The sequence below is a fragment of the Sorangium sp. So ce887 genome (genome assembly GCF_051521455.1).
Taxonomy (GTDB): domain Bacteria; phylum Myxococcota_A; class Polyangia; order Polyangiales; family Polyangiaceae; genus Sorangium.
The window spans coordinates 6338042-6360431 of sequence record NZ_CP150354.1; the positions used below are offsets into that span (position 1 = coordinate 6338042).

At 71.1% G+C, this 22390-nt stretch carries 19 protein-coding genes; 12 read left to right on the top strand and 7 right to left on the bottom strand.

Features of this window, described 5'->3' with window-relative positions; translation table 11 throughout:
* Window positions 1-238: 238 nt before the first annotated feature.
* The 3 genes from WMF36_RS23345 to WMF36_RS23355 all read left to right on the top strand — a co-directional run bounded on the left by WMF36_RS23345 (window position 239) and on the right by WMF36_RS23355 (window position 3943).
* A complete protein-coding gene (locus WMF36_RS23345) occupies window positions 239-2026 on the top strand; it encodes an RICIN domain-containing protein (protein ID WP_437572945.1) in 1788 nt (595 codons plus the stop codon).
* Window positions 2027-2179: 153 nt separating this feature from the next.
* Window positions 2180-3568 carry a WD40/YVTN/BNR-like repeat-containing protein gene (locus tag WMF36_RS23350; RefSeq protein WP_437572946.1) on the top strand — a complete coding sequence of 463 codons (1389 nt, stop codon included), beginning with the start codon at window positions 2180-2182 and terminating at the stop codon, window positions 3566-3568.
* Window positions 3569-3604: 36 nt separating this feature from the next.
* Window positions 3605-3943 (top strand): hypothetical protein, encoded by a 339-nt coding sequence (locus WMF36_RS23355; protein WP_437572947.1) that lies wholly within the window; start codon window positions 3605-3607, stop codon window positions 3941-3943.
* Window positions 3944-3974: 31 nt separating this feature from the next.
* Here the strand turns inward: WMF36_RS23355 and WMF36_RS23360 are convergent, their stop codons facing one another.
* Window positions 3975-4568, bottom strand: a complete 594-nt coding sequence (locus tag WMF36_RS23360; RefSeq protein ID WP_437572948.1) for an ATP-dependent Clp protease proteolytic subunit — start codon at window positions 4566-4568, stop codon at window positions 3975-3977.
* Window positions 4569-4690: 122 nt separating this feature from the next.
* Between WMF36_RS23360 and WMF36_RS23365 the strand changes: the two genes are divergently transcribed.
* A complete protein-coding gene (locus WMF36_RS23365) occupies window positions 4691-5581 on the top strand; it encodes an AraC family transcriptional regulator (RefSeq protein WP_437572949.1) in 891 nt (296 codons plus the stop codon).
* Window positions 5582-5606: 25 nt separating this feature from the next.
* Here WMF36_RS23365 and WMF36_RS23370 read toward each other — a convergent pair whose 3' ends face one another.
* On the bottom strand, window positions 5607-6212 hold the full coding sequence (locus WMF36_RS23370) for a hypothetical protein (RefSeq protein WP_437572950.1): 606 nt from the start codon (window positions 6210-6212) through the stop codon (window positions 5607-5609).
* 182 nt (window positions 6213-6394) lie between these two features.
* Here WMF36_RS23370 and WMF36_RS23375 point away from each other — a divergent pair, with 182 nt between their 5' ends.
* From WMF36_RS23375 to clpA, 3 genes are all read left to right on the top strand, one after another.
* Entirely contained in the window at window positions 6395-8965 is a 2571-nt protein-coding gene (locus WMF36_RS23375; protein WP_437572951.1) for a glycogen/starch/alpha-glucan phosphorylase, read from the top strand.
* Between the two features lie 257 nt (window positions 8966-9222).
* A complete protein-coding gene (gene clpS / locus WMF36_RS23380; RefSeq protein ID WP_437494666.1) occupies window positions 9223-9546 on the top strand; it encodes an ATP-dependent Clp protease adapter ClpS in 324 nt (107 codons plus the stop codon).
* Window positions 9543-11858 (top strand): ATP-dependent Clp protease ATP-binding subunit ClpA, encoded by a 2316-nt coding sequence (gene clpA, locus WMF36_RS23385; RefSeq protein WP_437572952.1) that lies wholly within the window; start codon window positions 9543-9545, stop codon window positions 11856-11858. Before clpS ends, clpA begins: the two co-directional genes overlap by 4 nt.
* An 80-nt stretch (window positions 11859-11938) precedes the next feature.
* Here clpA and apaG read toward each other — a convergent pair whose 3' ends face one another.
* Window positions 11939-12322, bottom strand: a complete 384-nt coding sequence (apaG, locus tag WMF36_RS23390; protein WP_437494901.1) for a Co2+/Mg2+ efflux protein ApaG — start codon at window positions 12320-12322, stop codon at window positions 11939-11941.
* 180 nt (window positions 12323-12502) lie between these two features.
* Here apaG and WMF36_RS23395 point away from each other — a divergent pair, with 180 nt between their 5' ends.
* On the top strand, window positions 12503-13537 hold the full coding sequence (locus WMF36_RS23395) for a rhomboid family intramembrane serine protease (RefSeq protein ID WP_437572953.1): 1035 nt from the start codon (window positions 12503-12505) through the stop codon (window positions 13535-13537).
* Window positions 13538-13546: 9 nt separating this feature from the next.
* On the opposite strand, the gene WMF36_RS23400 is transcribed toward WMF36_RS23395, so the two are convergent.
* Window positions 13547-14758, bottom strand: coding sequence for a hypothetical protein (locus WMF36_RS23400; protein WP_437572954.1), 1212 nt, complete (start codon window positions 14756-14758; stop codon window positions 13547-13549).
* Window positions 14759-14910: 152 nt separating this feature from the next.
* Here WMF36_RS23400 and WMF36_RS23405 point away from each other — a divergent pair, with 152 nt between their 5' ends.
* Window positions 14911-15543 carry a hypothetical protein gene (locus WMF36_RS23405; RefSeq protein ID WP_437572955.1) on the top strand — a complete coding sequence of 211 codons (633 nt, stop codon included), beginning with the start codon at window positions 14911-14913 and terminating at the stop codon, window positions 15541-15543.
* Between the two features lie 29 nt (window positions 15544-15572).
* Here WMF36_RS23405 and WMF36_RS23410 read toward each other — a convergent pair whose 3' ends face one another.
* Window positions 15573-16727, bottom strand: a complete 1155-nt coding sequence (locus tag WMF36_RS23410) for a 1-aminocyclopropane-1-carboxylate deaminase/D-cysteine desulfhydrase (RefSeq protein WP_437572956.1) — start codon at window positions 16725-16727, stop codon at window positions 15573-15575.
* Between the two features lie 16 nt (window positions 16728-16743).
* The gene (locus WMF36_RS23415; RefSeq protein ID WP_437572957.1) at window positions 16744-17706 is read right to left on the bottom strand and encodes a ferritin-like domain-containing protein; all 963 of its coding nucleotides are present in this window, start codon (window positions 17704-17706) and stop codon (window positions 16744-16746) included.
* A gap of 193 nt (window positions 17707-17899) precedes the next feature.
* Between WMF36_RS23415 and serC the strand changes: the two genes are divergently transcribed.
* Window positions 17900-18985, top strand: coding sequence for a 3-phosphoserine/phosphohydroxythreonine transaminase (gene serC, locus WMF36_RS23420; RefSeq protein WP_437572958.1), 1086 nt, complete (start codon window positions 17900-17902; stop codon window positions 18983-18985).
* A gap of 509 nt (window positions 18986-19494) precedes the next feature.
* Window positions 19495-19815, top strand: a complete 321-nt coding sequence (locus WMF36_RS23425; protein WP_020737259.1) for a KGG domain-containing protein — start codon at window positions 19495-19497, stop codon at window positions 19813-19815.
* 194 nt (window positions 19816-20009) lie between these two features.
* Here WMF36_RS23425 and WMF36_RS23430 read toward each other — a convergent pair whose 3' ends face one another.
* Window positions 20010-20954 (bottom strand): fatty acid desaturase family protein, encoded by a 945-nt coding sequence (locus WMF36_RS23430; RefSeq protein ID WP_437572959.1) that lies wholly within the window; start codon window positions 20952-20954, stop codon window positions 20010-20012.
* Window positions 20955-21334: 380 nt separating this feature from the next.
* Between WMF36_RS23430 and WMF36_RS23435 the strand changes: the two genes are divergently transcribed.
* Window positions 21335-22381 carry an agmatinase family protein gene (locus tag WMF36_RS23435; RefSeq protein ID WP_437572960.1) on the top strand — a complete coding sequence of 349 codons (1047 nt, stop codon included), beginning with the start codon at window positions 21335-21337 and terminating at the stop codon, window positions 22379-22381.
* Window positions 22382-22390: the final 9 nt, after the last annotated feature.

The following is a 22390-nucleotide window of genomic DNA, read 5'->3' on the forward strand; positions in this document are numbered from 1 at the left end:
ACTCGCGAGGGTGTCTTGACGGCAACGTGGCGTGACGATCGCGAGCGACGGTCGCGCCACGCGATGAGCGGGTTGGCCGTCAAGTTACATCAGCAGCGGAGAGGCTGGCGGCGCTTGCGGCCTCTCCTTGGCAGCGCTCCGTCGCGCCTCGCCCAGGCTCCTCCGGGGGGATGGCGCGGCGCTCTCCGACCTCCGGAGGCGACGGGCGTATCGGACCGAGCCAGGAAAGGAAGATCCCATGCAGCGCTTCAAGTCACACCTCTCCACCGTTGCCCTCACCGCAGCGTGCGCGTTCGCGCCCGGCTGCCTGAGCATCGACGCCGGTGACGAGGAAGCGGGGCCGACCCCCACCGCCTCCGGAACGCTGACCGTCGCCGTCGCCAATGGCGAGGCGCGGTACATGCTGGAGCGGGAAGACGGGGTGTTCGTGCGCCTCAACCTGGACGCGCTGACGACGACGGCGTCGCCCGGCGCCGAGTCGGCGATCGACTGGCGCACGGCCAGCGGCTCACCGGTGGACGTGTTCGGCACCGAGGGCGACGACGGCGCGATTGTCGTCGACGTGATGCGGCCGGCCGAGGGGATCGGCGAGCTGACGAGCGCGCTCGTCACGACCGGGACCAAGCGCGTCCTGGCGCTGCGCGTGCAGTTCGACGGCGGCCAGACGCTCGGCACGGAGCAGGACGTGCGCAACACCATGGCCGGCGCGGCGACCCACCTGGCGGGCTCCTCGTTCGGGAAGATGCAGCTCGAGTACGACGTCGCCGGCCCGTTCAACATCACCTTCGGCAAGTGCGATGACTACAACCGGTGGCAGAACGAGGCGAAGGCCGCGGCGCGGAACGCCGGCTTCGACCTCAGCGCATACCAGCACTTCATGATCATGGGGAAGATCGATTGCGGGTATGCCGGCATGGGCGCGCAGCCCGGCAGCGCCACCTGGATCGCCGGCCTCTGGCCCGAGGTCGTCGTGCACGAGCTCGGCCACAACTTCGGCCTGTGGCACGCCTCCTCGCGGACGTGCCGCAACGGAGGGGCGACGGTGACGATGAGCAACGAGTGCACCTTCGACGAGTACGGCGATCCGTTCGACCCGATGGGCAACGGCGGGAAGCAGCACTTCAACGCCAACTACAAGGCGAACCTCGGGTGGATCCCGTCATCGCAGGTCATGACGGCAGCCAGCGATGGAACCTATACACTCGCCCCGATGACCGAGGCGAGCACCGGGATCCAGCTCCTGCGCGTCAAGGGCCCGAACGACGTCATGTACCATATCGAGTTCCGCCAGCCCGCGGCGACGAACGTCATCGACTCGCGCAACAGCTCCGGGCGCGGCGTCCTCGTCCATGCGTTCTTCACGCAGTCGAGAGAGAGCGGCCGGGCGCACCTGCTCGACCTGGTCCCGGGCGGCAACTTCAGGGACGCGCCGCTCGTGGTCAACGCCTCTCATCAGCTCTTCGGGACGAACGCGACGCTGAAGCTCCTCTCGGTATCGCCCACGGGCGCAGCGGTCCAGATCTCCGGCCTGGGCGGCACCGGCGGCACGGGCGATCCCGGCGACCCCGGCGACCCCGGCGACCCGGGCGATGACGGCGGCACCGGTACCACCGGCCAGAGCCTGACGGTCCTCCATTCCGGCAAATGCATGGGCGTCAACGCGGCGAGCCTGGACAACGGCGCCACCATCGTCCAGCGGCCATGTACCGGGGCGGGCGACCAGCAGTGGCAGATCGAGACCCTCAGCGGCACCACGGCGGTCGTGAAGAACGTGAACAGCGGAAAGTGCCTCGACGTGCGGGGGGCCAGCCGGAACAACAGGGCGAACATCACGCAGTCAGATTGCGACGCCAGCAAGAACAGCCAGAAGTGGGATCTCATCGACCGCGGCGACGGCGTCGTCTCGCTGCGCTCGGTCAACAGCGGAAAGTGCGTGGACGTCTCGGGGGCCAGCACCGCTGACGGCGCCAGCTTCATTCAGTACACTTGCAACAGCGGAACGAACCAGCGGTTCCGGCGGCAGTAGCGCGCGTCCGGCGCGCGACGGCCCGGGGACGCCGCTCCTGGCCGTCGCGCAGCAGAGCGGCGGGTCGCGGCCCGATGGAAACACCGGATCTCCCCGGCCCGGCGCCGCGCCTCGAGACCTCCTGTCGAAGCGTTGCGCTGCGCAGGAGGATGGATGAACCTCCCTTCGATGAACCGCTTCGCTCTGGGACTTGGGGCCGCCGCGGCGTGGTTCGCCCTCTCCGCCGCGGCGCCCGCGCTCGCCAACGGCCGATACCCCTCCGCCGGCCAGATCCTCGTCGATCCCGCCGATCCTGACCACATCGTCGTCCGCGCGACCTACGGCGCCCTCGTCACGCGCGACGGCGGCGAGCGGTGGTCGTGGATCTGCGAAACGGCCATCGGCTACAGCGGCTTCGAGGATCCCATGATGGTCGTCACCGGCGACGGCTCGATCCTCGCCGGGCTCTTCGACGGGCTGAGCGCGACGCACGATCGCGGCTGCGATTGGCAGTTCGCCGAGGGCCCGCTCGCCCAGCGCAACATCGTCGACCTGTCGATCGACCGCGCGGACCCAGCGAGCGTCCTCCTGCTCGGCTCCAGCGTCATGGCCGGCGACGCGATCTTGACCCAGGTCTGGGAGTCGAAGGACGACGGGAGGACGTGGACCCAGGCCGGCGCCGATTTCCCGAGCACGTTCCTCGGCGTGACCCTGGACAGCGCGCCGAGCGATCCGCGGCGCATCTACGTGAGCGGGCGCCGGAACGGACCCACGTTCCAGGGGATCGTGCGGCGCTCGGACGATCGCGGCGCGACCTGGGAGGAGCTCGACGTCCCTGGCAGCGACGATCGCAGCCTGCCGTATCTCGGCGCGGTGGACCCGGAGGATCCCGACGTCGTGTATGTGCGCCGCGACGGCGACGGCGCGGACGCCCTGCTGGTCTCGGAGGACGCGGGCGTCACCTGGCGCGAGGTGTTCCAGGCGGTGAGCCTCCTCGGCCTCGCCCTCTCGCCCGACGGGACGAGGATCGCGGTCGGCAGCGACATGGACGGCCTGTGGGTCGCGCCGACGGCGACCCTGGAGTTCACCCAGGTGGGGCAGCTCGGCGTCCGCTGCCTGACCTGGACGCCACAGGGCCTCTTCGCGTGCGCCGACGAGCCCCTGGACGGCTTCACCGCGGGCGTCTCCACGGACGGCGGCAAGACGTTCTCGCCGCTCCTGACGCTCGACCGCCTCTGCGGCCCGCCGCCGGCCTGCGGGGGCGAGAGCTCGACCGGCCGGACCTGCCCCGAGCTCTGGCCGGGGACGGCGAGCTTCCTCGACGCCGCAGGCGCGTGCGAGTCCGGCGCGGGCCCCGGCGGCACCGCGGGCGCGGGTGGGAGCGGGACGAGCGCCGGTGGGAGCGCGGAGGGCGCGGGCGCAGCCGAGTCGAGCGCCGGCGGCGGCTGCTCCTGCGAGGCCTCGGGCGGGGGGCGCGCCGGCGTGCTCCTGAGCTGCCTGGCCGCGGCCGGCGGCTTGCTCCTGCGCGCGCGGCGGCGAGGGCGGAGCTGCCCTGGGCGATGACCGGGACCGGGTTTGTTGGCCGGTCCAGCCGCCTCGATGGACACTGGCAAGACGGTCGCGATGAAGAAGTGGAGCTTTCTCGCCCTGGGACGCAGCTACGAGATCACGGATTATGGCCCGAGGTTCGGTATCGAGGTCACACGGAACGGTTACACGGTGTGGACCGGCTACCGTGATGGATCGCGGCTCGTGACCGACACGAGCACCCTGCCCGCGCGCGAGCTCGTGGCGCTCCGCGAGGAGCTCGCGCGGGGAGCGACCTCCCGGGACGCCACCCCGGCGGCGGACGCGGGCCGGCGCGCGCGCCGGCCGCAGCGCGCGGTCGAGCAGCTCGATCTGCTCGGAGCGTCCCTCCTCGGGGGCTGTCAGCGCTGAGCCGCGAGGCTGCCGGGGTGCGGTCGGACGCTCAGACCTCCAGCGCGCTCTCGATCACGCGATGCACGAGGCCGTACGCCTGGGCCTCGCGCGCCGTCATCCACAGGTTGCGCTCGGTCTCCTGCGCGATCTTCGCGGGCTCCTGCCCGGTCGCCTCGGCGAAGATGCGGTTGAGCCGGTCGCGCGCGGCCAGGATCTGGGCCGCCTCGATCTCGATGTCCGACGCGGGGCCGCGCACGCCGCCGAGCGGCTGGTGCAACAGGAAGCGCGTGTTCGGGAGCGCGAACCGGTGCTCCCTCCGCGCGGCGACGAAGATCAACGCGCCCGCGCTGGCGACCCACCCGGTGCCGATCACCTTGACCTCGGGCCGGATGAAGCGAATCACGTCGTAGATCGTATCCCCCGACTCCACGTGCCCTCCCGGCGAGTGGATGAGGATCCGGATCGGCTCCTCGCTCTCGTTCGCGAGGGCGAGCAGCTGCGCCGTCGTCGTCTGCGCCAGCTCGCTGGTGATCTCCCCGAAGATCAGGAGGGTCCGGCTCCTGAGGAGGCTTCTGCGGACCTCCTCGGGCAGCGCGCGGGGGAGCAGCTGTTCTTCGTTCGGCGTCGCATCGAAGCGCATCATGGCCCCGAGCTTCCGGCCGCCCCCGCCCGCGCGCCATGACCGCGAAGCGCGGAGTCATACCCGCGCGTCTCGACCCGCGAACGAGCGCTGGACGAGCGGCCTCGGCGCGGCAACCCTGCGGCATGGCGGACGACGTGGAGCGGCAGCTTCCCCGCGGCGTGGCGGTCTCCCGGCATCCTGCGCATCCTGGGACGCACTTTCGTGTGGGCGCGGCTGATCCGCCGAGCCTCCACGTCGTCGTGCAAGGCTCTTTTCACCTGTCGCAGGACGGGGAGCGCGTCCTCCCGCTCGATCCTGGCGACCTCGTGCTCCTCGGGTTCGGCCCGCGCGGCGCGGCGCCCTGCGAGCAGAGCCTCCGCTGCGTCGCGCCGCCGCCCGGCGCCGCTCCCGCGCCGGCGGAGCTGCTCTCGGCCACCTACACCGCCGCGCCCGCCGGGGCGCTCGCCTCCCTCGCGCCCGTGGTCCACCTCGCCGCCGGCGAGGTGCGGTGCGCGCCGGGGCTCTCGGCCGTCGTGAGCCTGCTGCGCGCCGCGCTCGCGGATCCTTCCCCCGGGCAGGCTCGGCTGGCGCGCTCGCTCCTCGATCCGCTGCTCGCCTACACGCTGCACTGCCATGAACGCGCGCGCACAGGGCGCGCCGCGGGCGCCTTCGATCGGCGCGTCGCGCGCGTGCTCCGGCTCATGCAGGAGAAGCCGGCGGAGCGCTGGACCCTCGAGGCGCTCGCGAAGGCGGCGGGCCTCTCCCGCGCCGCGCTCGCGCGGCGTTTCCTGGCCGAGCTCGGCGTCCCGCCGCTCCGCTACCTCGCCGAGCTCCGCATGCAGCGGGCGGCCGAGCTGCTCGCCGAGGGCGACGGCTCGCTGGCCGCCGTCGCGGCCGAGGTCGGGTACGACTCGGAGTTCGCGTTCAGCCGCGCGTTCAAGCGGCGCACGGGCGAGGCGCCGGGCGCCTTCCGCCGGCGCAGCCGCTCCGAGGGCGCCGCGTTCCGCCTGCCGCCGATCCGCGCGGCGGCGTGAGCGCTACGTCCGGCGGCCCGGGAGCTCACCGCCCCGCGCCGGCAGCCTCCCCGCCGGCCGGCTTTCCGCCCTCCAGCCCGGAGGCCTTGCTCCTCGGGCCGGGCACGACCGCGCCCGCCTCGCCCTCTCCGGGGAGGCACATCTTCCGGCCCGCGCTGTCCGCGGTCTCCTCGCAGGCCTTCAGGCCCGCCGGGCAATCCTCGGCGCTGTCGCAGTACGCCGAGCAGTGCCCCGGCTGATCCAGCGCGCCGGTCCGGTGCAGGCACCGCCCGTGCTGGCACTCGACCGCCGTCATGCACGCCTCGCCGAGCGCCCGGCCCTGCGGCCTGCTGCACACGCCGCCCGGACCGTCGTCGCGCGAACGGCACACGGACCCCGCGCCGCACTCCCGGTCGACCCGGCAGCCCGTCGAGCAGACGCCCCCGATCGCAGCGCACACCGACGACGCGCACTCCGCGCCGTCCGCGCACGCCTCGCCGAGCACCTTCTTCGCCGCCTTCGCGGCCGGGCTCACCCCGGACCGCTCATCGCAGCCCGCGCAGAGCAGCCCCAGCACCCCGGCAAGCGCGAACGCCCCGCCACGCGCGAACGCCCCGCCGCCGCCTCGCCCAGCCCGCTCTCCGTGGACCATCCGCCGACCTCCCGAGGCTCCGGCTGGCGATGTTCGCGTGGCGCACGAGGTCGCCGGGCCGCCAGCGCTCCTAGCACACCGGCAACCAGGAGCGATCCGCAACCCACAGACCCGACGGAACCTCACCCGGGCACGTCGCGCAGCCCACCAGCCCGGCCCGGATCCGTCTAAAGTGCGCCGCCATGGCCAACCCGATCGACGTCGATCCCAACCGTCAGAGAGAAACCCCCGCCCAGCGAGACACCCCTCAGCGAGACGCCCCCGCCGCTTTTTTCCGCGGAAACCCGGCGCCGGACGCCCGCACCGGCATGCACCCGGTGGCGCTCCGCCGCGCCTTCGCTGACCACCTCCACTACTCGCGCGCCCGGGAATCCCTGTCCGCCACGCCGTTCGACCGGTACGTCGCCCTCGCCCTCTCGGTGCGCGATCGCCTCGTCGACCGGTGGACCAAGACCCAGCACACCTACTACGAGCAGGACGTCAAGCGCGGGTACTACCTCTCCGCAGAGTTCCTCCTCGGCCGAGCGCTCGTCGCCAACCTGCAGGCGCTCGACATCTACGACAGCTACAAGACCGTCCTCGGCGAGCTCGGCCTCAACCTCGACGAGCTCGCCGACCAGGAGCCCGACGCCGGGCTCGGCAACGGCGGCCTCGGGCGGCTCGCCGCGTGCTTCCTCGACTCCATGGCCACCATCGGCCTGCCCACCTACGGGTACGGCATCCGGTACGAGTTCGGCATCTTCGAGCAGGTCATCCGCGACGGCTACCAGGTCGAGCGCGCCGACGAGTGGCTCCGCTTCGGCAACCCCTGGGAGGTCGAGCGCCCCGAGCACGCCGTCCCGGTCTCGTTCGGCGGCTACACCGAGCGCGTCCCCGACAAGCGCGGCGGCTTCCGCGTGATCTGGCGCCCCTCCGAGCAGGTCATCGGCGTCCCCTTCGACACGCCCATCGCGGGCTACAAGTCGAACACCGTGAACACCCTCCGCCTGTGGTCCGCCCGCGCGGGCGAGGAGTTCGACTTCGAGCTCTTCAACGCCGGCGACTACGTGCACGCCGTCCACGAGAAGAACCAGTCGGAGGTCATCTCCAAGGTCCTCTACCCGAACGACAACTTCGACAAGGGCAAGGAGCTGCGCCTGCGGCAGGAGTACTTCTTCGTCGCCTGCTCCATCGCCGACATCGTGAACCGCTACAACCGGGTCCACCCGGACTTCTCGCGCTTCGCCGAGAAGAACGCGATCCAGCTGAACGACACGCACCCCGCCATCGCGATCGCCGAGCTGATGCGCGTCCTCGTCGACGACCACCTCCTCACCTGGGAGGACGCGTGGAAGCAGACGACCGCGTCCTTCGGGTACACGAACCACACGCTCTTGCCCGAGGCGCTCGAGCGCTGGCCCGTCGCGCTCTTCGAGCGGCTCCTGCCGCGGCACCTCGAGATCATCTACGAGATCAACCGGCGGTTCTTGCGCGAGGTCATGGACGCCCACCCGCAGGACCACGACCGCGTCGCGAGGATGTCGCTCGTCGAGGAGGGGCACGAGCGCCACGTGCGCATGGCCCACCTCGCGGTCGTCGGCTCGCACTCGGTGAACGGCGTGGCCAAGCTCCACTCCGAGCTCGTCAAGCGCGACCTGCTCCGCGACTTTTACGACCTCTGGCCCGAGCGATTCAACAACAAGACCAACGGCGTCACGTTCCGGCGGTGGCTGCTCGCCTGCAACCCCGCGCTCGCCGCGCTCGTCACCGAGAAGGTCGGCCCGCGCTGGGTGACGGAGTTCGAGCGGCTGCGCGAGCTCGAGGGCCACCTCGGCGACCCGGAGTTCATCGAGCGGATCGCCCGGGTGAAGCGCGAGAACAAGGAGGCGCTCGCGAAGATCATCGCGCATGAGCTCGACATCAGCGTCGACCCCTCCTCGCTCTTCGACGTCCAGATCAAGCGCCTCCACGAGTACAAGCGCCAGCTGCTCAACGCGCTCCACATCGTCGCGCTCTACCTGCGCCAGAAGCGCGGCGAGCAGGTGACGCCGCGGACCTTCATCTTCGGCGCCAAGGCGGCCCCCGGCTACCGGCAGGCGAAGCTCATCATCAAGTTCATCCACGCCGTCGCCTACGTCGTGAACGGCGACCGGCGCCACACCGGGCTGCGGGTCGTGTTCATGCCGAACTACCGCGTCTCGCTGGCCGAGCGCATCATCCCGGCCGCCGACGTCTCCGAGCAGATCTCGACCGCGGGCATGGAGGCGTCGGGCACCGGCAACATGAAGCTCGCGCTGAACGGCGCGCTCACCGTCGGCACCCTCGACGGCGCCAACATCGAGATCCGCGACGCGGTGGGGCCGGAGAACTTCTTCCTGTTCGGCCTGACCGCCGACGAGGTGATCGCCCGCCGCCATGCGCACTTCGAGGGGCGCGACGCCGTCGCGGCCGACCCGGAGCTCCGCGAGGTGGTCGAGCTCATCTCGTCCGGCTTCTTCTCCCCGGAGTACCGTGAGCTCTTCCAGCCCCTGCTCGACCGGCTGCTCGGCCGGGACGAGTACATGATGCTCGCCGACTTCAAGGCCTACTCCGCCTGCCAGCGCGAGGTGGACGCGGCCTACAACGACCGGAAGAGCTGGCTGCACAAGTCCACGCTCAACATCGCCCGCGTGGGCGAGTTCTCCTCCGACCGCACGGTGCGCGAGTACGCGCGCGACATCTGGGGCCTCACGCCCGTCGAGATCGACCTCGGCGCCGCCCCGTCGCTCCTGTGACCGCGTGACCCCACGCGCCCGCACGCCCGCCAGGGGACGGCGCCCTGCCGGGCGGCCCCGGCGGCGCCTCCGGGCGGACCCGGCCCGCCTCCAGCGCTGCCCCTGAGCGGCCCCCGATCCAGAACGCCACAGCGGACGGAAAATCCAGGGCCGCGCGTGGCGGAACACGTTCCGGCGGAGCATGCTTCCGCGAGCGGGAGCCTCCTTCGTCGGCCGCTCGCGGAGGCGGGGGGCTTGCTATCCTTCCCGACGGATTTATGCCGAACGATCCTGAGGAAAGAGAAGACAAGCAGGGCGACCTCGCGACGGAGCGGGAACGGAAGGTCGAGAAGGCCCGCCGCTACAAGGTCGTGTTCCACAACGACGACTACACGACGATGGAGTTCGTCGTGCTTGTCTTGATGAAGTTCTTCCACCGCACCGAGACGGAGGCCACGCACATCATGCTGAGCGTGCACCACCGCGGCCACGGGATCGCGGGCGTGTACACAAAGGATGTCGCGGAGACCAAGGTCGCCCAAGTCCAGGACTTCGCCAAGGAGCACGGAATGCCCCTTCGGTTGACCGCCGAGCCGGAATGACCATGCGCATCAGCCCCGAAGTTGAGATCGCCTTTTCGCTCGCCACCCGGGAGGCCTCGCGCCGCCGGCACGAGTTCGTGACCATCGAGCACCTGCTCTACGCGCTGCTCTTCGACGAGGAGACGGCCGAGGTGCTCCGGCACGCGGGGGGCGACACCCCGCTGCTCAAGAAGAAGCTGGAGCGCTTCCTCGACGAGGAGATCGAGGCGCTGCCGGACGACGCGGACACGAGCCCGACGCTCTCGCTCGGGTTCCAGCGCGTGGTCGGCCGCGCCGCGATGCACGTGCAGTCCTCGGGCAAGAAGGAGCTCAAGGGGGCGAACGTGCTCGTCGCGATGTTCGCCGAGCGCGACTGCCAGGCCGTGACCCTCCTCGGCGAGCAGGGCATCAGCCGCTTCGACGTCGTGAACTACATCTCGCACGGCATCTCGAAGACCGGCCAGGACGACAGCCTCCGCGACGAGTCGTCGGAGGAGGGCGGCGAGCCCGGCAACGCGCAGTCGATCAAGGACCCGCTCGCCGCGTTCACGATGAACCTCAACAAGGAGGCGGCCGAGGGGCGCATCGATCCGCTGGTCGGCCGCGAGAACGAGGTCTCCCGCACGATCCAGGTGCTCGCCCGGCGGCGCAAGAACAACCCCCTCCTCATCGGCGACGCCGGCGTCGGCAAGACGGCGATCGTGGAGGGGCTCGCGCAGCGGATCGAGAAGAAGGAGGTGCCCGCGCCGCTCAAGGACGCGACCGTCTACGCGCTCGACATGGGCGCGCTCCTCGCCGGCACGAAGTACCGCGGCGACTTCGAGAACCGCCTCAAGGCGGTGCTGCGCGCGCTGGAGAAGCAGCCGGGCTCGGTCCTGTTCATCGACGAGATCCACACGATCATCGGCGCGGGCGCCGCGAGCGGCGGGACGATGGACGCCTCGAACCTGCTCAAGCCCGCGCTGACATCGGGCCGCCTGCGCTGCATCGGCGCGACCACGTTCCAGGAGTACCGCGGCCACCTCGAGCGCGACAGCGCGCTCGCGCGGCGCTTCCAGCGCATCGAGGTGCCCGAGCCCTCGGTCGACGACACGACGCAGATCCTGAAGGGCCTGCAGAAGCGCTACGAGGAGTTCCACAAGGTCACGTACACGCCCGACGCGATCGAGGCCGCGGCCAAGCTGTCGGCGCGCTACCTCCAGGATCGCCGGCTGCCCGACAAGGCGATCGATCTGCTCGACGAGGCGGGCGCCGCGGCGCGCCTGCGCCACGGCGACGGCTACACGGTGGAGACCGCGGACATCGAGCTCGTCATCGCGAAGATGGCGCAGATCCCGCCGCGCCAGGTGTCGACCTCGGACAAGGCGCAGCTCAAGGATCTCGAGGGGTCGCTGCGCTCGGTGATCTTCGGCCAGGACGAGGCGGTGAAGCAGCTCGCGTCCGCGATCAAGCTGTCGCGCGCGGGGCTGCGCGCGCCGGAGAAGCCGATCGGCTCGTTCCTGTTCTCGGGCCCGACCGGCGTCGGCAAGACCGAGCTCGCGAAGCAGCTCGCCAAGGCGCTCGGCATCGGCTTCCTGCGCTTCGACATGAGCGAGTACCAGGAGCGCCACACCGTCTCCCGGCTCATCGGCGCGCCGCCCGGCTACGTCGGGTTCGATCGCGGCGGCCTGCTGACGGAGGCGGCGGCGAAGACGCCGCACGCGGTGCTCCTGCTCGACGAGATCGAGAAGGCGCACCCGGACGTGTTCCAGGTCCTGCTCCAGGTGATGGACCACGGCACGCTGACCGACAACAACGGCAAGAAGAGCGACTTCCGCCACATGGTGCTGATCATGACGAGCAACGTGGGCGCGCGGGAGCTTTCGCAATCGCGGGTCGGCTTCGGCGAGCGGGGCACGGCGGGCGACGACGACAGGGCCTACAAGAACACGTTCAGCCCGGAGTTCAGGAACCGGCTGGACGCGCGCATCATGTTCCGGCCGCTCGATCCGTCGGTGATGGGGAGCATCGTCGACAAGTTCATCGGCGAGCTCGCGGCGATGCTCGCGGACAGGTCGGTCACCGTCGAGGTGACCGAGCGGGCGCGGGCCGAGCTGGCGACGCGCGGGTACGATCCGGCGAACGGGGCGCGGCCGCTCGGGCGCGTCATCGAGAACGAGATCAAGCGCCGGCTCGGGGATGAGCTGCTCTTCGGGGCCCTCGAGAACGGGGGGAACGTGGCGGTCGACTTCGAGGGAGACGACTTCACGTTCAAGTTCACGGCGGCGAACGGGGGGGACGCCGAGAAGCCGAGGGCGAACGGGGCGGCGGTGGAGCCGGCGGCTGTCGGGTAGCTCAGAGGCGACGGAGCCAGCGGAGAGGGGGTGCCCGTGCGCGGGCCCCCTCCCCGCTGGCGCTTCCCGGCTGGCGAGGGTCAGTTCAGCGAGTGCGGCATCGCGAGGGTGAAGGGCGCGATCTCGGCGTCGAAGACGCGGCCGTCAGGGCGGTGCATCTGGTAGGTGCCGCGCATCGTGCCGCGAGGGGTCTCGAGCACACAGCCGCTCGTGTACTCGAAGTGCTCGCCAGGCTTGAGCGAGGGCTGCTGGCCAACCACCCCGGGGCCGCGCACCTCCTCCACCTTCCCGCTGCCGTGCGTGATGATCCAGTGCCGCGTCCTCAGCTGGGCAGGCTCGGTGCCTTCGTTCGCAATCCGCACGGTGTAGGCAAAGACGTAGCGATGCTCCGTCGGGGATGACTGCGTGGGGACGTACACCGTCGAGACGGTAACCCGGATGCCCTGCGTGATGGCTGTCGACACAACCACGCACTGCCACCGCTGCGCCGCGCGCACAAGGGTCCGGCCGCGCGGGTCACGCCGGGACAGAGGCGGTCGGGCTCCCCGAGCGGCGGCGTTGACAGCCTCCAGCCTCATCCGCAGGTTTCGTCGACCTGGGGTCAACCAACCGTGGAGGAACCCGCCGTGGGCGAACAAGACCGTATGGGTGCTCGAGATGCTGCTGGCGAGCGGTTCGTCCCGATCGCGATCCTGCCACCGGCGCGCGGCGAGAGGGCGGCGATGATCGAGAACAGCGATGCCCCCGGCGGAGAGGGCGAAAACCACGGGCTCGGGCTCACGGCCATCGGGCCCGTCACGCCCGAACGCAAGGTCCGCGAATGGGCCCTCGTCCTCCAGTCGAGCGAGCTTTGGCACGCGGTGCGTTACACCCACGCAGGCTGGGTGCTCCTCGTGCGCGACGAGGACTACGCCTTCGCCGCAAGCTCGATCGATCGGTACGAAGCGGAGAACCGCGACTGGCCTCCGCGCCGCCCGCGCGAGCGCCCGCGCCACCCGCCGTCCATGGTCGCTGGCGTCGCGTTCGCCGCGCTCGCCCTCTTCTTCTTCCTCGTCACCGGCCCCGCGAGCGGCGGCGGGCGCCTGTTCCAGCGCGGCGCCTCGGTCGCCGACCTCGTCGTGGGCCCCGAGCCGTGGCGCGCCATCACCGCGCTCACGCTGCACGCCGACTCGGCCCACGTGATCGGCAACGTCATCTCCGGGACGATCTTCGCGTCCGCCGTGCAGCGCCGCCTCGGGCCGGGCGGCACCGCGCTCGCCCTTGTCGCCTCGGGCACGATCGGGAACCTCGCGAACGCGCTCTGGCACCAGAGCCTCGGCCACCACCACGCCTCGATCGGCGCGTCCACCGCGGTGTTCGGCGCGATCGGGCTGCTCGCCGCCACGCAGCTCATGCTCGACCGCGCGCACGACAAGGACAGCGGCGAGAAGCGCCACCTCCTCCAGCTCGTCGCGCCGCTCGTGGGAGGCCTCTCCCTCCTCGGCGCCCTCGGCGCGAGCCCGCGCGCCGACCTCGGCGCGCACGTCTTCGGCCTGATCAGCGGCGCCGGGATCGGGCTCGTCGCCGGCCTGTCGCTGCGCAACCGCCCCTCGCCGCGCGGCCCCCTCGTCCAGGTCGCGCTGGGCGCGACCGCGGCCGGGCTCGTCCTCGGCGCGTGGCAGCTCGCGCTCCACGCCTGACGCGCGACCTCAGTCGACCGGCCAGATCCCCACCGTGCCGCCCACCCAGGTCAGATCCCGGTTCTGATCGACCCCGAGCATCCTCCCGCGCGATAGCCGCACCAGGTTCAGCACGAGCGAGAGCTCGGGCTCGTCCGGCGCGCGCAGGAACATCATCCGGACCTCGGCCTTCACCCCGGTCCCGTCAGGCATCATCAGCGCCGGCTCGTACGCGATCTTCTCCTGGAGCAGCCACCTCGAGCGCTCCCCCTCCGGGATGGCCGCGATGTGCTCGGGCGTGACGTCGACCTTCACCCCGGAGCCCGCGAAGGAGAACAGCGGCTTGAGCACGTAGCGCTCGAGATCCGGAGGCACACCGTCGAGCGCGCTCAGGGTCCGCGCCCGCGGGACCGCCGGATGATCGAGGTAAGGCAGCGTGTACTTCGACCAGGTCCAGTACCAGTTCGGGTGCGAGCACCACGTGACGTCGAGCGGCTCGTCGTACCGGAACGGGAGCTCGACGCGCTTCGACTCGAGCTCGTCGAACACGACGCGGTTGTACAGCCGGCGGACGGGGACGAGCCGCCCGTCCACTCGGCGGAACAGCCGGTTTCTCTCCCGGACGAGCGCCGTCGGGCAGACGGCGTCGACGCCGACGAGGAGCTTCGTCGCCACGAAATCCGGGTAGGTCTTCTGCTGCTCCGGCGCGAGATCGAGCAGCACCACCGACTCCTCGGGCTCGCCCGCGAGGATCGCGCGGCGCAGCTGCGCGACGACGTCGTCGCGGCTCCGGCCCCCGAAGCAGCACGACCAGCGACGGTCGAGCCCGGGCATCCCGGCGAGCACCTCGGCCATGATCTCGGTCTGCACGAGCATGAGCGCGTACAGCGACGGGAACGCCTGCAGCTCGACCACCTTGCCCTCGAGCTCGCCGTCCGGGCCGCGCACGATCGCGAAGTCCACCTGCGCGCAGTTGGGGAGCGCGTCCATGCCGGGGACGTCGAGGTGCGCGGGGATGGCGCGCTTCATCTGCTCGATGAGCGCCGGGCGCGAGATCTGCTGAACGATCTCCGTCGCGGAGCGCTCGAGGTTCTCGCGCAGCCTGCCCGGCAGGAACAGCGGCGTCTCGGCGACGCGGAACGGGATCGAGCAGCCGAGCCGCCGCTCGAGGCGGCCCAGGATGTCCGCGTAGATCGACGGGCCGAAGGCCGCGTTGAAGGCGCGCCGGAAGGTGGGCTCCATGAATTTTGGTGGTATCACGGCGGCGCGCGCGGCTGCACGACCGACAGCGCCTCCGTCCGGAGCGCTGGAAGCGCCCTCGCAGGTCCGATCCGGCTTGAGGCTCCGGGCGCGGCGACTACAGTCGCGGCGAACCCCCGCCGAGGCACCCCACGATGATCAAGCTCCGCTCCGCCATGGTCCTGCCGCTCGTCGCCGCGCTCGCCGCGGCGTGCTCGAAGACCCCCGAGCCGACGGCCACGTCGGCGCCCGAGCCGCCGGCGACAAGCAAGCCCGCGGCGCCCGCCCAGGCGGCGCCCGCCCCGGCGCCTGCGCCCGCCGGCGGCCAGCAGGCGGCCGCGGGCGAGCTCGCCTGGGACGCCCCCGCGAGCTTCGAGAGCGCGCCGAACCCCAACTCGATGCGCAAGGCCACGTACAAGATCAAGCGCGCCGCGGGCGACACCGAGGACGCCGAGCTCAGCATCAGCCAGGCCGGCGGCAGCGTGGACGCGAACATCACGCGCTGGGTCGGCCAGTTCTCCCAGAAGAGCGACGACTCTCCGAAGCGCACCGAGCTCAAGGTCAAGGACATCAAGGTCACGGTCGTCGAGGTCAAAGGGACGTTCGCCGGCTCCGGGATGCCCGGCATGCCCGCCCAGGATCCGAAGTCGAGCTACGCCATGCTCGGCGCCATCGCCGAGATGCCCTCCGGCGACCCCTGGTTCTTCAAGATGACCGGCCCCGAGAAGACGGTCACCGCGGCGCGCGCCGACTTCGACAAGCTCGTGAACAGCCTGCACGTGAAGTGATCCGGCGCGCGCCGCCGCGCGCCGCGCCCTCAGTACGCGACGTCCCCCTCGAAGAACCTCGCGAACGCGGGCGGAAGCGCCGCGGCGCCGCCCTCCGCGAGCGGCGGGCGCGCGCTCGAGAGCGTCTGCCAGAGGAGGATCGTCTCCCCCGGGTGCTCCCGGCCGATCTCGCGCAGCGCGGCGAGCGCCTTGGCGCTGTACGTGATCTCCCCCGGCACGCCGATCAGCCGCTCCACCTCGGGGATCGCGGCGATCGACGCGGGGGTCGGCGCGCCGTAGCCGGGGCCGATCGCGCGGTGATCGATCGCGAAGCGGACAGGCGGGAGCCGCCGCGCGGTGAAGCGCGGCGCGCGCCGGGCGAGGAGGCGCTTCATGTTGCGGATCTCGTACCGGACGACGGCGCGGTTCGAGGCGACGCGCTCGGTGATGCGCACGCCCACGATCGTCGTCGGCCAGCCGAGCATCGCCGCGCCGAGCGCGAGCCCCGCCAGCGTCCCGCCCGTCCCCGAGGGGACGACGATGCGATCGGGACGCGGCGCCTCGCCGCGCCGGACCTGCTCGGCGAGCTCGAGCATGGCGTCGACGTAGCCGAGGCACGGGAGCGCGGCCGAGGCGCCGGGCAGGATGAAGTAGGGCCGCTCGGCCCGGCGCAGCGCCCGGATCGCCCGGAACGCGGTGGTCGCGTACCCGCCGCCGTGGACGAGCTCCGCGCCGCTGGCCGCGTCGGCGAGGAGCGCGCCGCGGCCGAACCGGGTGATCGGCTGGTCGAACAGGACCGCGGTGACGGCGAAGCCGAGCGCCCGACCGAAGAGGGCCGTGGCCATGACCTGCGTCGACGCGAGCCCGCCGACCGTGACGAGCGTCCGCGCCCCGCGCCGCTCCGCGTCGGCGAGCAAGAACTCGAAGCGCCGCACCTTGTTGCCGCCGTAGAGCGGCGAGATCACGTCGTCGCGCTTGACCCAGACGCCGCCGCGGCCGAGGTAGCCCTCGATCGCAGCGCAGGGGACGACCGGCGTCGGCGCGTGCGCGAGGGGACGCCACGGGATCCGCCCCGAGAGCTCGGGCAGCTCGGCGAAGAGCGGCAGCTCCCGGGAAGCGGGGAGGAAGCCCCGCGTCGCGCCGACGGTCGCCGCTGCGCCGGGCGCCCCGGCGCCGGCGGCTCGCTCCTCCTCGTCGTCGATCACCCGCGCTCCCTCGCGCTCAGGCGCGCGCCGCCGCGCCGTGCCCCGCCGGAGAGCCGCCCGGACCCGCCTGCTCGCCGGCGTCGCTCGGGTCGTCCTCCGCCGCGGCGCCGAGCCGGCCGCCGCCCACGACCAGCGGATCGCTCAGGTACGTGTCCGTCAGCCGCTTCGGCCCCGCGAGGCCGAGCAGCCGGAGCGGCGAGAGGAGCACCGAGAGCACCCACGACGCGAGCCCGAACGCGAGCTTGCCCGCGTACGCCTCCGCCACGAGCGCGAGCTTGCGGGCGGCCGACATCGACGAGATCGGCGCGTCGGTCAGGCCGATGCGCGTCAGCCGGAGCTCCGCGATCCGCACCGAGTGACGGACCAGATCGGGCAGGCGCTTCAGCGCCGGGTGGTCCTTCGGCAGGCGCTTCTTCATGAACGCGTCGAGCCGCGACACGCCCCAGAGCGACACGAGCGCGAGGCCGAGCAGCCGCCGCCGGAGCGCGGGCCTGCCCGCGATCGCCTTCCTCGTCTGCCGCTCGCCGAAGTCGACGTGGCGCTCCTCCTGCCGCACGCCGCGCTTCAGGATCGCGACGATCTCCGGCTCGTCCACGGTGTCGATCATCGCGTAGAACGCCTGGAGGACGAGGCCCTCGCCGAGCGCCATCTCGAGGGCGACGTGCTCGGACCAGTCGCCGCCCATGAGGCCGGTCGCGAGGAAGCGCACGCTCCAGGCGGCCTTCTCCGGCGGCGCGCCGAGGATCTCGAGGATGCGGAGGAAGTTGCCGACGTGCTGGAACTCCTCGACGGCCTGGCGCGCGAGGAAGCGCGCGGACTCCAGATCCGGGGCGTTGTAGAGCCAGTGACCGATCTGGACGCCGGTGATCTCTCCGTAGAGGAACTGCTGGACGGCCCAGACGATCACGTCCTTGTCCTTGACGGGATCGAGCTTGGCGCCCTGGAAATCGAACACCATCTCTTCGCGGGTCACCAGCATCGTTCGCCTCCGGAGCGGTGAATTTAGCCCAGATCGCGGCCCCGGGCAGGCCCGAGACGCAGAGCTCGGCGCGGCCCTGGCCGCCGCGCCCGGGCCCTTGCTCGGCTCGCCCGGGCGGAGCCGGCGTCCCCCGTGGTATACGGCCGCGGCGGCGGCATCAGGAACCGCCGACTTGAACCTCAGGAGAAGCACCATGGCGCGCGTCCACAACTTCAACGCCGGCCCTGCCGGGCTCCCTCTTCCCGCCCTCGAGCGCGCTCAGCGCGAGCTCCTCGACTTCGAGGGGACGGGCATGTCGATCATGGAGCACAGCCACCGCGGTAAGGCGTTCGAGGCGGTGCACAAAGAGGCGATCTCGCTGCTCCGGCAGCTGCTCGGCCTCTCGGACGACTACCACGTGCTGTTCATGCAGGGCGGCGCGGCGATGCAGTTCGCGGTCGTGCCGATGAACCTCCTGCCGCCCGGCAGGAGCGCCGACTACCTCCTGACCGGCGGCTGGTCCGAGAAGGCCCTGGACGAGGCGAAGCGCGTCGGGACCGTCCGCGTCGCCGCGAGCACCGCCGTCGACAAGCGGTACACCCGCGTCCCCCACCAGAGCGAGCTCTCGCTCGATCCGGACGCCGCCTACGTCCACATGACGACGAACAACACGCTGTTCGGGACGCAGTGGCACTGGCTGCCTGAAACGGGCGACGTGCCGCTCGTCGCCGATATGTCGTCCGACATCCTGTGGCGCAAGATGGATATCTCCAGGTTTGCCCTGGTTTACGCCGGCGCCCAGAAGAACATCGGGCCGAGCGGGATCACGGTCGTGATCGCCCGGAAGGACCTCGTTGACAGCGGGCGAAAAGACATTCCTGTCATTTTCCGTTATGCCACTTACGCAGCCAACAACTCGCTCTACAACACACCTCCGACATTCGCAATCTACCTCATGCGCAACGTGCTCGCGTATACGCTTGAGATCGGTGGGCTCGAAGAGGTCGAGCGACGGAATCGCAAGAAGGGTGAGCTGCTGTACGAAACCCTCGACGCACATCCGGAGATTTTCCGGGCTCCGGTCGAGAAGGAGAGCCGTTCGTTCATGAACGTGGTGTTCCGGCTGGCCAGCGAGGAGATGGAAAAACGCTTCGTCGCCGAAGCGGCAAAGGAGGGTATGGTGGGCCTCGCCGGACACAGGTCGACCGGGGGTATCCGGGTTTCGATCTACAACGCAGTCTCTGTGGAGTCGGTGGAGCGCCTCACGGCGTTCATGCGGGACTTTGCCAAGAGGGCATGACGCGCGGCGGGAGCACGACATTCTCGGTATTTCCAGGCTCACCTCGGTTTCCAAAAGCATCTCTGGTGAGCTTCCCCCCAATTCGTCGCGTCCCAACCTTCAGCCCGCTTGACGTTGTTCCGCCCGGTACAACAGGCCCCCGCGGAAAGGGCCTGTCGGCCTTTCCGCAGCTGGGAGGGAGGCGGTGAACGCCGCTTCCCGATCGGCACCGGGAGGGGATGGCGAACGCTGGATCCCTGACCGATACCGGGAGGGGGCGGACATCGCCGGCCTCGCCCGGACCGGCCGGGGACGGAAAGCGCCGCCCCCGACCGGCTCGCAGGCCCCGTTCGGAGACCTGAATCGAGCGAGCCAACCGTAAGGAGAGGATGATGGCGAGCATGGATGATCGTGGGATGATTTCCAGGAGTGAGGAGGACCAGGAGGAGAAAGGGGCCTCGCCGAGCGAGCCCCCGCCTTCGTCAGCGACGCAGAGGGCAATTGAGCGGCAGCAGCGTGGGTTCGCCGCCATGGATGAGGAGCGTCAGCGCAAGATCGCCAGCAAGGGCGGGAAGGCAGCCCACGAGAAAGGCACGGCCCACGAGTTCACGCGCGACGAGGCCCGCGCCGCCGGCAAGAAGGGCGGCGAGGTCGTCAGCCAGAACCGCAAGCACATGGCCGAGATCGGGCGCCGGGGCGGCGAGCGCGTGAGCCAGGACCGGGCCCACATGGCCGAGATCGGACGCAAGGGGGGCGAGGCCGTGAGCGGCGATCGCCAGCACATGGCCGAGATCGGTCGCCGGGGCGGCGAATCGCGGGGAGACCAGCCGCGCGAGAATCAGCCGCGCTAACCCGGGGGGAGGCGAGAGCCCGGTGCCGAGGCGCCGGGCCAGCCCTGCACGCTTGCGCCGTCCACGACCCGGGGCTCCCGGTCGTGGCCGCAAGGTGCCTCTTCGAACGTATCCAGGGATGGCGAGGCCGCGGTCACCGCGGCCCTCGCTCACGCCGCGGGGTGTCCGGCGCGTGAAGGACAGGAGACCGGGCGTCAGCTCGGCGCGATCGCGCCCAGCGAGACGTCGCCCGGCGTCTCCTTCGGGCCGGGGATCCACTCCTCGTCAGGCTCTTCCTGCGGGAGCACGACCGGGGCGCCGTCGTAGCGCAGGCGCTTTCCGGGCCAGACGAAGGTGCGGAGCAGGTAGGCGGGGAGCGAGGGCTGGTCGAGGTTCGGGTGGATGAACGGCGCCACGCGCCTCGCGTGCTCGGCCGGCAAGAGGCTCCAGTGGAGGCCGGGCTCCATGTGATGGATGGAGTGGAAGCCGTTGTTGTACGTCCACCAGTTGACCAGCCGGCCGACGAAGTTGCGCGAGTGGTCGTGCTCGCTGTCCTCGTCGCAGCCGTCGTGCTGGAGGTAGTTCATGGTGACGATCCCCCACGCGGCGTACTGGTGCGGGATCAGCACGTAGACGAGGAACTTCTGCCAGTCGAGCGCGAGGAGGGCGCCCATCGTGCCGAGGAACACCGCCGACTCGAGGAGCATCTGCCGGAACCACGGCGGGTTGCGCCGGTACATCGCCTTGAAGTAGCGCATGTCGGCGGGCAGGATGTCCCGGACCACGCGGCTCATGAAGAGGAGCCCGTTCAGCAGGTTCCACCGATAGCGCACCTTCGTCGTCCGCATCACGTCGCGCCGGGACTGCGTGTACTTGTGGTGGCTGAGGTTGTGGCCGGGGACGTAGGCGCTGACCGGGTGCCCGTAGGTGAGCGTGAGCGCGACCTGGAACGCGCGGTTCATCCAGCGCTGCCGGAAGACGGGGCAATGGATCGAGTTGTGGGTCGCGACAGCGCCGAGGAACGAGAACGCGCAGGTCATCGCGAGGAGCGGAATCGCGAGCCAGAGCGAGCGCGGCGCGTAGACCCATTGCACCGCCACGAGGACGAAATACGTCGCGACGAAGAGGAGCGTCTTGATATCAGCGCGGTACCGGAGCATAGCTGTTCTTCAGGGTGCGATGGGCCCGCGCGCCGGACCGACCGGCAGCGCGCCGCAGCGCTGGCCGATCCGAACGGGCGCGGAGGCCCGTCATCCATCGTCTGGGCACCCTTCGTACCCCATTTCGTCGGTGCTGGAAGCCCCAAGTTGCATTCCGACGGGCGCTTCGCGGCGTCGCGCACGACACCCGTGTTTCACGACGATGTCCCGCGCTCGGTGCGATCACCTCTACGCACCTCGCGCCGGCGAGCCCGGGTGTGGAAGGCGCTCCGCGGGTGCTCTGCGGAGCGTGAGGTGGAGCGCTCCGCCGCGCTCCGCCGCGCGTTTGGCGGGCGAGGCTCGCGCTTGACGACCTTGTCGCGAACCGCCAACGTGGCCGCGTGAGCTCATCCCCTCTCGGTTTCGATCCGAACGGTCCCGCGGTTGGCCACGGGATCTACGGGCTGCCACACACGGCCGAGGACGCTCGGGTGGTCCTCATCCCGGTGCCCTGGGAGCCGACGGTGTCCTACCGCCGCGGCGCCGCCAAGGGGCCTTCGGCGATCCTGCGGGCCAGCCGGCAGGTCGACCTCTTCGACCTGCACACGGGCAGGCCGTACGAGCAGGGCATCTCGATGCTCGACGTCGACCCCGACATCGTGCGCTGGAACGCCGAGGCGTGCGCGGCGGCCGAGCCGGTGATCACGGCCCAGGGAGCGGTCGCCGGCGACCGGGACCTCGAGGCGCGCCTCGCGGCGGTCAACGCGCTGTCGCGCCAGCTGAACGAGCGCGTCACCGAGCTCGCCATGCGGTGGATGGAGCGGGGCAAGATCGTCGGGGTCGTCGGCGGCGACCACTCCGCGCCCTACGGCACGATCGCGGCGCACGCCGAGCGTTACCCCGGAATGGGGATCCTCCACGTCGACGCGCACGCCGACCTGCGCGACGCGTACGAGGGATTCACCGACTCCCACGCTTCGATCATGCACAACGTCGCGACCCGCCACCCGAAGATCTCGCGGATCGTCCAGGTCGGGCTGCGCGACATGAGCGAGGACGAGCTCAGGTTCATCCGCGCGTCGAACGGACGCGTGGTCGCCCACGTCGACGCCGCGATCGCCGATCGGCTCTTCGAGGGGGAGCCGTTCCACCTGATCGCCGACGCGATCGTGGAGGATCTCCCGGACGACGTCTACGTGACCTTCGACATCGACGGGCTCGATCCGACGCTGTGCCCGAGCACCGGCACGCCCGTGCCCGGAGGCCTGTCGTTCCAGCAGGCCGTCGCGCTGATCGGGCGCATCCACAAGAGCGGGCGGCGCATCGTGGGCTTCGACCTGAACGAGGTCGCGCCCAAGGACGACCACGACGACTGGGACGGCAACGTCGGCGCGCGCCTGCTCTACAAGCTGATCGGCTTCACGCTGCTATCGCAAGACAACCGCTAGGCGCGGCGC

Bases quoted from the DNA above. Each gene is read 5' to 3' on its own strand.
- WMF36_RS23355 (WP_437572947.1), top strand. From the start codon at position 3,605: ATGGACACTGGCAAGACGGTCGCGATGAAGAAGTGGAGCTTTCTCGCC.
- WMF36_RS23360 (WP_437572948.1), bottom strand. From the start codon at position 4,568: ATGATGCGCTTCGATGCGACGCCGAACGAAGAACAGCTGCTCCCCCGC.
- WMF36_RS23350 (WP_437572946.1), top strand. From the start codon at position 2,180: ATGAACCTCCCTTCGATGAACCGCTTCGCTCTGGGACTTGGGGCCGCC.
- clpA (WP_437572952.1), top strand. From the start codon at position 9,543: ATGACCATGCGCATCAGCCCCGAAGTTGAGATCGCCTTTTCGCTCGCC.
- WMF36_RS23345 (WP_437572945.1), top strand. From the start codon at position 239: ATGCAGCGCTTCAAGTCACACCTCTCCACCGTTGCCCTCACCGCAGCG.
- WMF36_RS23400 (WP_437572954.1), bottom strand. From the start codon at position 14,758: ATGGAGCCCACCTTCCGGCGCGCCTTCAACGCGGCCTTCGGCCCGTCG.
- WMF36_RS23430 (WP_437572959.1), bottom strand. From the start codon at position 20,954: ATGCTCCGGTACCGCGCTGATATCAAGACGCTCCTCTTCGTCGCGACG.
- WMF36_RS23395 (WP_437572953.1), top strand. From the start codon at position 12,503: ATGGGTGCTCGAGATGCTGCTGGCGAGCGGTTCGTCCCGATCGCGATC.
- clpS (WP_437494666.1), top strand. From the start codon at position 9,223: ATGCCGAACGATCCTGAGGAAAGAGAAGACAAGCAGGGCGACCTCGCG.
- serC (WP_437572958.1), top strand. From the start codon at position 17,900: ATGGCGCGCGTCCACAACTTCAACGCCGGCCCTGCCGGGCTCCCTCTT.
- WMF36_RS23370 (WP_437572950.1), bottom strand. From the start codon at position 6,212: ATGGTCCACGGAGAGCGGGCTGGGCGAGGCGGCGGCGGGGCGTTCGCG.
- WMF36_RS23405 (WP_437572955.1), top strand. From the start codon at position 14,911: ATGATCAAGCTCCGCTCCGCCATGGTCCTGCCGCTCGTCGCCGCGCTC.
- WMF36_RS23365 (WP_437572949.1), top strand. From the start codon at position 4,691: ATGGCGGACGACGTGGAGCGGCAGCTTCCCCGCGGCGTGGCGGTCTCC.
- WMF36_RS23375 (WP_437572951.1), top strand. From the start codon at position 6,395: ATGGCCAACCCGATCGACGTCGATCCCAACCGTCAGAGAGAAACCCCC.
- WMF36_RS23415 (WP_437572957.1), bottom strand. From the start codon at position 17,706: ATGCTGGTGACCCGCGAAGAGATGGTGTTCGATTTCCAGGGCGCCAAG.
- WMF36_RS23425 (WP_020737259.1), top strand. From the start codon at position 19,495: ATGGATGAGGAGCGTCAGCGCAAGATCGCCAGCAAGGGCGGGAAGGCA.